The sequence below is a fragment of the Mucilaginibacter sp. P4_A11 genome (genome assembly GCF_056402535.1).
The window spans coordinates 527,836-540,906 of sequence record NZ_JBFUHE010000003.1 but is presented as its reverse complement, the minus strand read 5'-3'; the positions used below and the strand labels follow the sequence as shown (position 1 = coordinate 540,906).

10 protein-coding genes are annotated in these 13,071 nt (G+C 40.6%); 2 read left to right on the top strand and 8 right to left on the bottom strand.

Annotated features, from left to right (window positions below):
- Window positions 1-21 precede the first annotated feature (21 nt).
- From AC1DUD_RS09175 to AC1DUD_RS09155, 5 genes are read right to left on the bottom strand one after another with little or no spacing between them, the layout of a single operon-like run.
- Entirely contained in the window at window positions 22-879 is an 858-nt protein-coding gene (locus tag AC1DUD_RS09175; protein WP_477373817.1) for a glycosyltransferase family 2 protein, read from the bottom strand.
- Entirely contained in the window at window positions 876-2,051 is a 1,176-nt protein-coding gene (locus tag AC1DUD_RS09170) for a DegT/DnrJ/EryC1/StrS family aminotransferase (protein ID WP_477373814.1), read from the bottom strand. The genes AC1DUD_RS09175 and AC1DUD_RS09170 overlap by 4 nt, the downstream gene beginning before the upstream one ends.
- Window positions 2,048-3,487 carry a lipopolysaccharide biosynthesis protein gene (locus AC1DUD_RS09165; RefSeq protein ID WP_477373812.1) on the bottom strand — a complete coding sequence of 480 codons (1,440 nt, stop codon included), beginning with the start codon at window positions 3,485-3,487 and terminating at the stop codon, window positions 2,048-2,050. The genes AC1DUD_RS09170 and AC1DUD_RS09165 overlap by 4 nt, the downstream gene beginning before the upstream one ends.
- Window positions 3,488-3,492: 5 nt before the next feature.
- Complete coding sequence (gene tviB, locus AC1DUD_RS09160; RefSeq protein WP_477373810.1) at window positions 3,493-4,791, bottom strand: Vi polysaccharide biosynthesis UDP-N-acetylglucosamine C-6 dehydrogenase TviB; 1,299 nt, start codon at window positions 4,789-4,791, stop codon at window positions 3,493-3,495.
- On the bottom strand, window positions 4,781-5,344 hold the full coding sequence (locus AC1DUD_RS09155; protein ID WP_477373808.1) for a UpxY family transcription antiterminator: 564 nt from the start codon (window positions 5,342-5,344) through the stop codon (window positions 4,781-4,783). The genes tviB and AC1DUD_RS09155 overlap by 11 nt, the downstream gene beginning before the upstream one ends.
- 211 nt (window positions 5,345-5,555) lie before the next feature.
- Between AC1DUD_RS09155 and AC1DUD_RS09150 the strand changes: the two genes are divergently transcribed.
- Window positions 5,556-5,732: a hypothetical protein gene (locus tag AC1DUD_RS09150; RefSeq protein WP_477373806.1), complete on the top strand. Its 177-nt coding sequence runs from the start codon at window positions 5,556-5,558 to the stop codon at window positions 5,730-5,732.
- 247 nt (window positions 5,733-5,979) lie between these two features.
- Here the strand turns inward: AC1DUD_RS09150 and AC1DUD_RS09145 are convergent, their stop codons facing one another.
- The 3 genes from AC1DUD_RS09145 to glmS all read right to left on the bottom strand — a co-directional run bounded on the left by AC1DUD_RS09145 (window position 5,980) and on the right by glmS (window position 11,235).
- Window positions 5,980-8,292: a GumC family protein gene (locus AC1DUD_RS09145; protein WP_477373804.1), complete on the bottom strand. Its 2,313-nt coding sequence runs from the start codon at window positions 8,290-8,292 to the stop codon at window positions 5,980-5,982.
- A gap of 34 nt (window positions 8,293-8,326) precedes the next feature.
- Complete coding sequence (locus AC1DUD_RS09140; protein WP_477373802.1) at window positions 8,327-9,085, bottom strand: polysaccharide biosynthesis/export family protein; 759 nt, start codon at window positions 9,083-9,085, stop codon at window positions 8,327-8,329.
- 311 nt (window positions 9,086-9,396) lie between these two features.
- Window positions 9,397-11,235 carry a glutamine--fructose-6-phosphate transaminase (isomerizing) gene (gene glmS, locus AC1DUD_RS09135; protein WP_477373800.1) on the bottom strand — a complete coding sequence of 613 codons (1,839 nt, stop codon included), beginning with the start codon at window positions 11,233-11,235 and terminating at the stop codon, window positions 9,397-9,399.
- A gap of 402 nt (window positions 11,236-11,637) precedes the next feature.
- Between glmS and AC1DUD_RS09130 the strand changes: the two genes are divergently transcribed.
- Window positions 11,638-13,068, top strand: a complete 1,431-nt coding sequence (locus AC1DUD_RS09130) for an MBOAT family O-acyltransferase (RefSeq protein WP_477373798.1) — start codon at window positions 11,638-11,640, stop codon at window positions 13,066-13,068.
- The last annotated feature ends 3 nt before the right edge of the window (window positions 13,069-13,071 follow it).

Sequence of the window (13,071 nt, the reverse complement as noted above, 5' to 3'; positions counted from 1 at the left end):
GTGGTGTTAAGTTCCTGTCTGTTAAAGCAGGTATTTTAGTGTATCGTAAGCTTTGCGAAACCGTTTGTTTTGTAATTCAAATAGGAGATAGCGTTTAATATAGAGCAGCAAAAGTTTTTTTTTAGCAATAGCCGAATAAGTGAAGTTTTTTATGATCAGGTTGAAATCACTTATAACCATTTCCGTGCGCGCTTTTGCATTGATCATACTCCATACACCACCTTCGTGAGTGCGGTAACAACTCATTACCTCAGGTATTACATAAATTTTGCCGCCGGTGTTCTGAGTAGCCCATAATTTGAACATTTTATCGCCGGCAAAACATTCAAAAAACCAGGGTACAGAAAACAGTTGTATTGTTTCGGGAATGTTACGATAAACCACAGTTGCTGTTTTGGTTTCTTCCTGTTTCCCGGCCAGCAAATCGGCATATGTATGCACCAGCGGTGTTGGGTTAGGATGTACATAAAGTGTTTTATTGCTGGAGTTTATTACTTTGTGATAATGACAGCAAATAACAAAATCGGCATTGTTTTCTAAAAAATCAACCTGTTTTTGCAGCTTATGTTCGTTTATCCAGTAATCGTCGCCCTCGCAAAGTGCTATATACTTACCCTTGCATTGTGTAATACAACTAATTAAGTTTTTATGCGTACCTAAATTGGTAGGGGAGGCCACAAGCTTTATCCTACCCGGATAGATTTCTGAATAAAATTTAATTATTGATTGGGTTTTATCTGCCGAGCAATCGTCACCAATGATGATCTCAAACTTAAAGTTGGTTTTTTGCATCAAAAAGCTTCGGATAGCTTCGGCTATAAATTTTTCATGGTTGTAAGTAATACAGCAAATACTTACCATTATTGCTTCACCATTCATACTGATCCGTTTACATTCACTGCCGTTACGTTTATTTCAGATTCGATTTTATCTGTAACCAGGCTGCCAAAATGTTTAGGTTTAAAGTCGTTGTCGAAGTTTTGCGCGCGAAGTAATAGCCTGCAAATGAGGTCGAGATCTGAAAGTGACAGCGTATGGTACAGCGGGAGGCAAACCACACGCGACGCAATAGAATCGCAAACCGGCATCGGCTGTTTTTTTACATACGGCAATGATGACAGCGACGGATAAAAATATCTCCTGCAATAAATCTGTGCCAGTTCAAGTTTTGCTTTACTCTGATGCATTAATGCTTCGGTTTCAAAAACTATAGGAAAGTAAGCGTAATTATAATCCTGCTCATTTTCAAGTTTTTGGAACTGGACATTCAAATTGCTCAGGCGTTGCAGGTATTGATCATACAAGTACTTTCTTTTTTTAAGTATTTCATCAACATGGCGCAGGTTGCATAAGCCCATAGCTGCATGAAATTCGCTGTTTTTTGCATTGATACCTTCTTCAGAGAAAGTATCAACCCCCGAATATCCAAAATTACGCATCAGGGCCATGGTTCTTAATAGTTCCGGGTCCTGGGTAAACACAGCGCCGCCTTCAATAGTATGGTATAATTTGGTTGAGTGAAAGCTGGTTACGCTGATGTCGCCATATTCAAATACGGAGCGGTTTTTATAAAATGTACCAAAACAGTGTGCTGCATCATAAATTACTTTGAGATTATGCCTGTCGGCGATAGCTTGTATGGCTGTTATATCGCAGGGGTTACCAAATACATGGGTTGCCAAAATTGCTGATGTTCTTGGCGTGATGGCTGCTTCGATCTTGGCAGGGTCTATGTTCAGTGTTCCCGGATCGATATCTACAAATACAGGTTCGCAGCCCTGCCAAACAATAGTGCTTGTAGTGGCCACAAATGAAAACGGTGTTGTGATGATCTCCCCGCTTAAATTAAGCGCTTTAATAGCCAGTTGTAAAGCTATTGTCCCGTTTGTAACAAACAGCATATGGTTAACACCCAGGTATTGTTTTAACTTTAACTCGAGGGTGTTTACAAGGGGGCCATTGTTGGTGAGCCATTGTCTTTCCCAAATACTTTTAACATAAGCTCTGAACTCCTTTTCGGCGGGGAGAAATGGTTTGGTTACAGGAATCATCTTTTTAGGATTAATTGGTTAAAATCTTTAATTGCAGAAAGCTTAATTAATAAACTGGCACCATAGTAAACCGCAGTAAAAACTATGAGTAATATGCCAATTTGCATAGTAGGGATGAAAGAATCATTAATGAGCAGCTTGTCGAGAAAATAACAGCAGAGGCCGATGCTTCCGGCTAAAGCTACTGTTGGTAAAATATCTTTTACCTGTTCCGTAACGGGGTAGTTAATTAGGCGTCCGCTGTAAATGGAATTGATATAGTATGCTATCACATTAAAAAACAACTGGAAGTATAATAAGCCATAAATACCGAAAGGAATAAAGCACAGTATGCCGATAACGCTCAAAACCTTTTTGATCACTTCTAACTTTAAAAACAACGCGCTTTGTCCCATTACTTTTAACACGTTTAAGTTGTACGAGTGCAAAGGGTACATGATGCCGCCTATGCACAATAATTGGAAAATCGGAACAGCGGGCAGCCATTTGTCTGTTAGCAGGATGTGAAACAGTGGCTTGGCAATTATACACAGTAGTATAAGCGCCGGTGCATTCCAAAATACCACCTGCTGCATAAGCCGCTTATAAACGTTTTTTAACTGCACCGGGTCGTTTGATATTTCCGCGAACATGGGGTAGGTAACTTTATTTATAGCTGCCGATATGTTGCTGATGGGCAGCTGGCTTATCGAGTCGGCCCGGCTGTAATAGCCAAGCTGTGCTGCCGAAAAGAACTTACCTATGATGATCAGGTAGATATTTTGATAAACAGTATCAATTAAACTTGACAGCGTCATTTTGTAACCAAAGTGGATATGTTTTTTAAAGCACGCCTTATCAAATATTAACGCCGGTCTCCAGTCTGATGTAATCCAGTGTATAGCTGTTGATAAAAATGATGTGCATAATCCCATCCACACAAGGCTCCAAACACCGTATCCTAATTTTGCAAGTATAATGCCTAATATACCGCCGCCAATGGCCGAAGGGATTTGAATATTAGTTTGTTTTTTAAATTTCAAGTCCTTGACCAGTAGTGTGCTTTGTACTCCAAAAAAGGCGTTTATGATCAAAATTAAAGTGTATACACGTACTACTGAAGTTAATAACGGCTGATGATAAAATGCTGCAATGAGCGGCGCTGTTAAAAAGAGCAATAAATAAAGGATACTACTGCCAATGATGTTAAAATAGAAAACAGTTGAGTAATCGCGTTGATTGGCATCGGTAGTGCGGATCAATGAAGCTGTAAGGCCGCCATCCAAAAGGCTGTTACCTACTGAAATAAAAAGCGACAGCATGGCTAACAAACCGAATTGTGAAGGTTCCAGGATCCGTGCAAGAAATATGGATATGCCAAAGCTCACCACCTTTGAACTTAGTTGCTGCCACAACGCCCATACTATGCCTGATACGGCTCTTTGTTTATAGCTCATAATTTTTAAAGCCGGGCGTTAACAACATCTTCAGGTAAAAAGGCCTTCAAATCGTACAAAACGGCGTTGGGTTTGCAAAGCGCTTTTACATCCAATTTTTTAAACTCATCGTGGGCAACAGCCAGTAAAACCCCATCGTAGGTGCGGGTTTTTGATTCTCCGTTTTCGCAGATAATGCCATATTCTTTTTTAGCATGTGCCGCGTTGGCCCAGGGGTCATGAATGTGTACTTTTACTTTATACTCCTTCAATCGTTTTACGATATCAATTACCCGGGTATTCCTTACATCGGGACAGTTTTCTTTAAAGGTGAAGCCAAGTATCAGTACCTCGCTGTCGGTTATTGAAGTGCCGCGGCAAATCATCTGCTTAATAAACTGATCGGCAACGTAGCCGCCCATCGAGTCGTTAATGCGCCGGCCAGCCAAAATAATTTCGGGGTGATAGCCTGCTTCCTGGGCTTTTTGAGCCAGATAATATGGGTCAACTCCTATGCAATGCCCCCCAACAAGACCCGGCCTGAAATTTAAAAAGTTCCATTTGGTACCAGCCGCTTCCAATACCTTGTGTGTATCAATACCCAGTTTATTAAAGATCATCGCCAGCTCATTTACAAACGCGATGTTGATATCTCGTTGCGCGTTTTCAATTACCTTGGCAGCTTCAGCTACCTTTATTGAATGGGCTTTAAATGTACCGGCGGTGATAACTGACTGGTAAAGCTTATCCACGGTTTCGGCGGTTTCAGGAGTTGAGCCAGAGGTGATCTTCCTGATCTTTGACACGGTGTGTAATTTATCGCCGGGGTTGATTCGTTCAGGTGAATAGCCTGCAAAAAAATCTACATTATAGGTTAGCCCTGATACTTTTTCTAAAATAGGCATACACTCATCTTCGGTTACCCCCGGGTATACTGTAGACTCATAAACCACGATATCACCCTTTTCTAAAACCTTGCCCACAACCCGGCTGGCACTTATAAGCGGAGAAAGATCTGGCCGGTTGTTTTTATCAACAGGGGTGGGCACTGTGACAATGTATACAGAACATTGCCTTAGTTTTTCAACCTCGTCAGTAACGTATAACCCAGTTGCGGTTGTACAAACGGGGGTAATTACTGCGTTCAGTTGTTCGGAGTCGATCTCAAGGGTGTGGTCAATACCTGATTTTAGTTCATTAATGCGATTTAAGTTAATGTCAAAGCCAATGACTTTGTATTTTTTCGCAAATTCAACTGCCAGGGGCAAGCCTACATAACCAAGACCGATAATGCCTAATTTAGGTTGATAATTCTCAATTTTCATGATTTTCGCTGATGTTATGAACTGATAAGTTTTGGATTGAAACGCGTGTTACTAAGGCGCAATTGATGGTTTCAAAAACCATTAACACATTTTTACCTTGTATCTGCAGCACTTTACCCATCTGATTTACAAGAGCGCCATCTTTTATTTTAACCGTATCACCAATAGCGAGATTTTGCAAGCTTACAATTTCCATGTCTTTATAATGCATCAGGTTTGTCCTGATCTCATCTATCACGTTGTCTCTCACTATGGCGGGTTTACCCATATAGTAAACAAAACCTAATACCCCCATTACGTAGAGTGCCCTTGATTGCTCGTAGGCATCAACATGAACAAATACGTAGGAGCTAAACAGGGGGACACTAATCTCCTTTTTCCTGTCCGACCATTGATTGACTACATCTCTGACCGGGCAATAGCATTCAATGCCATTTTGCTTTAAAAGCTTGTCCACCTTTTTTTCCCATCGGGGCTTGGTGTAAATTACAAGCCATTTTTTTTCACGATAGTTTGTCATGCGAAATTGCGGTGCTCTTAATTGGGTTTCCATAAAATGAATAAAGTTGGATCGGGATACTGACTATCTACTATAGCTTCGCCAACTCACTCACACAGGCAGAGTGATGATTGTTTATGCAGAAGCATAGTATTTGAAAATTATTAACCTGGTTTTCTGGTTTCTAATAGCCTCAAGCTGTGTTGGTCGTGGCTCCGCCAGTCCAGTCACATGGTTAGGCGGTAAATAAAAACACTTGAACTATATGGTTAATACTCCCGGTTTTATCCGGTTATTTGGTTTATCACAGCTACAGCTTAGGCTGCCTGTGGCTCCGCCATCCCAGTCACATGGTGTAGCGGTAATTGAAATAATAGTTGAACTAATGGTTTACAATAACATCCCCGGTTTTACCAGTTTTTATTGGCGAAATAGCCAGTAGCTTACGGTGTCCGTGGCTCCGCCAATCCAGTCACATGGTTAGGCGGTAAGTAAAAAAATAGTCGAACTCGGTTTATAATAGTACTCCGGTTTTGCCCGGTAAATTGGTTCATAACAGTTGCAACTTAAGGTTGCTTGCGGCTCCGCCAATCCGGTCACATGGAGCCTCGCATTTAATAAAACAGCCTGATTAAAATTTATAACACAAATAATGGTATAACTTTCTGCTATTGTGAAAATGGTGTTTATTAACTACCATAAGCTGATGCGTACCCATAGCCACCGTATGCATATGCCTGGCGGTTTTCTTTCTTCGCATCGTTAAACACTACCATTAGGTTATTTAGTTTGTCATTATCATAAATATCTCTCAGAATGGTCAATTGCTCAGTGTTTGTATAGTTATAGCGTACAATATAAATGCTCAATTCCGCATATTTAGCCAGGCTAAAAGCATCAGCAACAGCACCAACCGGCGAGGTATCAAGCACGATGTAATCAAATTGAGTTTTACACCAGCTAAATAACAGGTCGAGCCGTTTATCGGCCAGCATTTCGGCCGGGTTTACGGCTTTTGTCCCACTGCCCATTACAAACAGGTTTTCCGAGCCGTTGTAAGGCTGAACACATTCGGCTGGCGAATTAGTGTCACCGGTCAGGAAGTCGTTTATACCTAAGGTTTGCTCCATGTTGATGTTTTTAAGCAAATCAGGCTTACGCAGGTCAAACTCCATAATTAATACTCGTTTATTGAGCATCGCAAGCGTTAACCCGAGGTTGATGCTGAAAAAGGTTTTGCCCTCGCCTTTCATTGACGATGTAACCAGCATGGTTTTATGCTGTGTTCCCTGGTTCAGGAAACCTATATTACTCCTGATGTACCTGAATAGTTCTGAGATGTTGGTATTGCTTCCGTTAGATATCACTACGGAGTTTTTGTCTTCGTAATTGTGGCATAATTCGCCCAGGATCTTTACTCCTTTTATATTTAGCAGGCTTGATTGATCCTTGATTTTCAGGCTGAATTTGTCTTTCAGGAAAATGAAAACCCCGGGTAAGAACAATCCGGCTATGATAGCGAACAAATAGGTAAGCTGTTGTTTGGGAAATTCGGCCATAGGGTTAGCAGCAGGCTTATCAATCAATTGTGATGAAGGAATTGTAGCTGACAGAGACAAAGCTGTTTCCTCTCTTTTTTGCAGCAGGTATTGGTACAAGTTGGTTTTTACCCCCTGCTCCCTGCTGCGTTGTAACAACCCCCGTTCAATTGAAGGAACCGAACGGATGCGCGAATCATATTGGGCAGAATTTTCCCTGAGTAAATTGTGGCCGATAGAGAAACCCTTTTTGATATTACTCAGGTTTTCCATGATGTTTACACGAAGTGTGGCTATCTGGCTGCTCAGGTTTTGAACAAGTGGGTTGGCAAGGTTTGCGCTGCTAAGCATCCGGTTTCTTTCCAACTGCATATCATTGAAACGGCTAACCAACGCGTTTAATGCCGGGTCTTTTAATCCCATAGTGCTGGGTACAGCATTATATTGGTTAGCCGAGTTTCTTAGATACGTCTCAATGGATTTCACTATACTCAATTGAGTGTTCGATTCTTCAATTAACTGATTATACTCTGCAGATTTTGTCAGGTTTACCTGTGTGCTTGCGTTGATCTCAGCAGCTCCATTCCTTTGTTTGAAAGTTTCGATATCACTTTCAGTATATGACAGGTCCTGCTCTAAATCATGAAGCCTTTTATCAATAAATAATATCGTGTTTACCGCGGTAACGTTTTTCTTAACAACATTTTCGGCGTTGTAAGTAGATATGATATTGTTTAGGATATCAACACCCCTTTCCGGCACTGCATCAACCAGGCTTAAAGTTAATGTGTTTGACTCTTTAATAACGGGGTTAACCTGCAGTAATCCTGCACTATAAGCGGCTGCCAGCCTGGTTAAGTTTTTAAATTGGATGAGGATAGGGGTTTCACCATCAGCACGGGCCGGACCTTTTTCTACTTTAAATGAATAATCCTTGTGATCTATCGTTTGGTTATAATTATAGATCCATGTTTTATTTTCTTCTTTGAGCAAAAATTTGTCTTGCGTATACGGCTGGAGGTACAGCTTTTTCAAATATGCGGTTTTGCCGAGGCGCTGTACAGTAACATTAAAAGGCCGTTCATCGCCATAAAGTTCTTTGGTTGTAATGCCGCTTTCATCAAAGTAAGCGGTTTCCATGTTGAGTTTTTTGAATACTTTATAGATAAGATCTTTTGAACGCAGCACCTCCATTTCGTTATCTACCGTTTTGGTTTCCTGGAACATGTTTAGGTCGCTGAATGCGGTAGCTTTTAAAATGCCGTCGCCTTTTTTATCGTCCGGTATTTGGAGGGTACTTGTTATTTTATACAATGGGGTAACGTAGTTTAAGTATGCCCATGCAGCAGCTAAGCAAATAACCATGCTAATCAGGAATAAATACCAACCATTTAAATATGGCATAATGTTGCTCCTGAACTTGTTGCCTGGTAAAGGCTCCCTTAAAATAAAATTGCTATCCATATCAACCAATGTTAGGTATCTTTAAAACTGTATTTTATCTCTTTAAAAGTACTGCCGCCAATACGGCCAGTGCCGAAATCGAGGCAACAATTATTGGCGCTAACCGTGTGTTTTGGCTATACTCAACCGCCTTTGACTTATCCGGCTCTACGTACACGATATCATTTTGTTTAAGGTTGAAATAAGGAGAATCCATTGATTCTATCTTATTCAGATTAAGCCTGTTCATTGTTCTGCGCCCGTTTTCGGTGCGGATCACCAGTACGTTTTGTCTTTTTCCGTAAACTGTCATATCTCCCGCCATACCCAAAGCTTCAAGTAAGTTTACATTTTCATCAGTTATGGTAAATGTTGATGGCCTGTTAACCTCGCCTATTACACTTATTTTAAAATTCAAAAGTTGGATATCAACTACCGGACTTTTAACAAATGCAGCTAACTTTTTAGCTATTTCAACCTGGGCTTCCTCTATGGTTTGCCCTTCAATTTTATAGTCGCCTACCAATGGCAAACTCACAAAACCATTTTCATTTACTTTGTATCCGGTTTTGGTTAACGGAACACCAGATCCCGCATTCTTGTTGCCATTAAATAATAGGTTTGATTCAGGATTTAAGCTGTTAACGGTAACGCTCAAAATATCTTTCTGATGAATGATCACTGCTCCGCCTATGTTGTTATTTACAGCGCCGGTATTTGCCATGTCACTGAAATAAACGAGATTACGGCTCCCGGCACAGCCTGTTATTAAAAGTAGTGCTGTAATGAAACAGTATATATTAATTTTTTTCATCATCAATAGTTTAAAGAGTTTAGGGAACTATTTGAACTGGTTTATTTGGTTAATCAAATTTATCTATTTGGGTATTGATAGTATACGGTTTTAGTCGATTGCCACTTTTTTGTAAACATGTATCTTAGTCTTCACAGAACATGTAAAGCGGTAAAGCGGACATGTGTAAAGGGTTGAGAAAAAAGTGTCTTATTTACGGTATTTAAGCAACATTTTCATATAATAAGGGTTACAACTACGGAGAGTATCGCATAAAAAAAGCAGGTTTTCAGGCCTGCTTTTTTGTGTTTGTTTGGATCAATTGTTGCAAATTATTCTACCGTAACTGACTTAGCCAGGTTACGGGGCTGATCAACATTACAGCCTCGTTTTACGGCTATATGATAGGCAAGAAGTTGTAACGGGACAGTAGCCAGCAATGGTAAAAAAGCTTCGTCGGCATCGGGGATTTCAATACAGTAATCGGCCATGTTTTTTACTTTGACATCGCCCTGGGTAACAATAGCTATCACTATTCCTTTCCGGGCCTTAACCTCCTGTATATTGCTGATCACTTTTTCATAAGATGAGTTTTTTGTAGCTATGAAGATCACCGGCATCTGCTCATCAATTAACGCGATGGGGCCGTGCTTCATTTCGGCGGCGGGGTAGCCTTCGGCGTGGATGTAGGAGATCTCCTTTAATTTTAAGGCACCCTCCAGCGCAACCGGGAAGCCGAAGCCCCTGCCAAGGAACAGGCAGTTAGGCGCATTTTTTATTTTGGATGCAATGTCTTCAATCAATTCGTTATCCTGCAGCAACGTTTGTATTTTATCGGGTATGGTATCAAGTTCTGTTAATAAGTTAGTGAGCTTGGCCGGCGTTAGGGTACCCTTGTGCTGCGCTATATATAATGCTATTAAAGTTAAAACAGTAACCTGTGCGGTAAAGGCCTTGGTCGATGCTACACCTATCTCAGGTCCGGCATGGGTGTAAACCCCAGCATCGGTGATACGTGGAATTGAAGATCCCACAACGTTGCAAATCCCCAGGATTGTCGCGCCCCGTTCTTTCGCTATTTCAATGGCGGCTAATGTGTCGGCTGTTTCGCCCGATTGTGATACCGCGATCACGATATCCTTTTCGGTAATTATTGGGTTACGGTACCTGAATTCGGAAGCATATTCAACTTCTACTTTAATGCGCCCATATTCTTCAATAAGGTATTCGCCCGTTAAACCAGCGTGCCATGAGGTACCACAGGCAATAATAATTATGCGCTCGGCATTTTTAAGCTTATCTGTATATTGTTTAATACCTCCTAACTCCACTTTTCCTTCAAGCGGGAAAATGCGGCCGCGCATACAATCCCGTATTGAACGGGGTTGTTCAAAGATCTCCTTCATCATGAAATGTTCAAAGCCGCCTTTCTCTAATGATTCGAGCTTTAATTCCAGTTCCTGGATCAAAGGGGTTTGTACAACGTTATCCAGTTTCTTTATCAAAAGCCCGCTGGGTTTCACGAGTACTATTTCGTTGTCCTTTAAATACACTACGTTTTTAGTGTATTGGATAATTGGGGTAGCGTCTGACGCGATAAAATATTCACCTTCGCCAACACCAATAACCAAGGGGCTGCCTTTCCGTGCGGCAATCAGCTGATCCGGGTTTTCCCTGTCCAGGATAACAATGGCATAAGCACCTATCACAGTATTTAAAGCTAAACGGACAGCCTCTAACAAATCTGTTTGTTCGATATTTTGAATTTCTTCAATTAAATGGATCAGGACTTCGGTATCTGTTTCACTTTTAAAGGTATGCCCCCTGGCAAGAAGTTCTTCCTTAAGTATCAGATAGTTTTCGATAATGCCATTGTGAATAATATGCAGCCGGTTATCATTTGAACTATGCGGGTGCGAATTTGCATCAGACGGGACACCATGTGTGGCCCACCTGGTATGCCCAATGGCAATATGGCCACTTTTATCCTTGTTAGCCGTGTGCTCCTCAAGACAGGCCACTTTTCCGGTTTTTTTATATACATTGAAACCATCACCATTTATAATAGCAATACCGGCGCTATCATAACCACGATATTCTAATCGTTTGAGGCCGTTTAAGACAACGGGCCACGCATCTCTCGATCCGATGTAACCAACAATTCCGCACATAGTTTTAAGGCTTTAAATAATAAAATAAGTTTATATGTTACTTGGTAAGTAAAATTATTTAATTGATTATCAATAAAGTATGAGCCCTGTTCAATTGCCCGGAAATTGTAAATAAGACGCCGTTTTACACGTTTAAACTGTAAAAGGATATAAATTAGTTCACATTTTAGTTGCCTGTGTCATTGTAGCACGCGGTTAAGGCGTCATTTTGTATAAAACAGTTGGGATACAGATATTACACCGGTTTTCCCTATGAAGATCTTCTTAATTTTGCAAGGTTATTAAATGGTTCCGGCTGTGAAGTTTGTTGCGTGATTTTACAGAATGATATACGATTGAGGCCCTGCTATTTTATATCATTTTATTTTAAGTTAGGTTTAATTAACCAAAAAGAACCTGACAATGATATTCAACTCATTTACTTTTCTTCTTTTTTTTCCGGTGGTAACAGTTTTATATTTCCTGGTACCTCATAAATTCAGATGGCTGCTGCTGCTTACAGCAAGCTGCTATTTTTATATGTTCTTTAAGGCCATATACATCCTTATCCTGTTTTTTACGATAATTATTGATTATACAGCCGGGATTTATCTTGAAAAAGTTAATGATCCTAAAAAGAAAAAACTTTTGCTAATTCTGAGCCTTACTGCAAATATTGGTGTATTGGCGGTATTCAAATACTTTAATTTTTTTAATGCCAATTTATCGGGTATATTATATTGGATGGGGTACACCAACCCGATTCCTTTTTTACAGATCCTGCTCCCTATTGGATTGTCATTTCACACTTTCCAGGCTATGAGCTATACCATTGAGGTTTATCGCGGCCATCAAAAGGCCGAACGTCACTTTGGTATTTATGCCTTATATGTTATGTTCTACCCCCAATTAGTAGCAGGGCCAATAGAACGGCCTCAAAACCTGCTACCTCAGTTCAAAGCTGTGCACCGTTTTAATGCTCTGGATGTTTCTGAAGGGCTAAAAAGGATGCTGATCGGTTTTTTTAAAAAGGTTGTTGTTGCCGATAGGTTAGCTATATACACAAAAACTATTTTTAGTAATTATCCAGAACACGGATCTGCTACAATTGTGCTTGCTGCACTGTTTTTTGCCGTCCAGATTTATTGCGACTTTTCAGGTTACTCGGATATAGCCATTGGCAGCGCAAAGGTTATGGGTTTTAATTTAATGGAAAATTTTAAGCGGCCTTATTTTGCAAAAAGTATAAGCGAGTTTTGGAGCAGATGGCATATTTCCCTTTCAACCTGGTTTAAAGATTATGTGTATATCCCGTTGGGAGGCAACCGGGTTAGCAGGGGCAGGTTGTATTTAAACTTATTTGCTGTTTTTATGATAAGCGGCTTATGGCATGGCGCCAACTGGACGTTTATTATTTGGGGGGCTTTACACGGTTTTTATCTGATCTGCGGGATGGCAACGCAGAAGTGGAGGGCCGCAACAGCGGGTAAACTGGGCTTAGGCAGCGGGCGATTTGCCAACTTTTTAAATATATCCTTTACAATTATACTGGTTACTATCAGCTGGATCTTTTTTCGGGCTGTGTCGTTACAGCAGGCCTGGGGCTTGTTAAAAGGGATTTTTGTTTATAAACCAGGTTTCTTCATCGGCGAACCAGCTTACTTCCTGTATGATTTTATGGCTATTGCTGCCTTGTTTTTTTACGAATTAAAGCAGGAATACGGCCTTCACTCATTGCGGTTTCTGCATAGCGAAAATTGGGGGATCCGGATGGCTTCCTATTTGGGATTGGTTTTTATCATCCTCCTATTTGGTGTTTTTGACGGGGGGCAGTTCATTTATTTTCAATTTTAAACT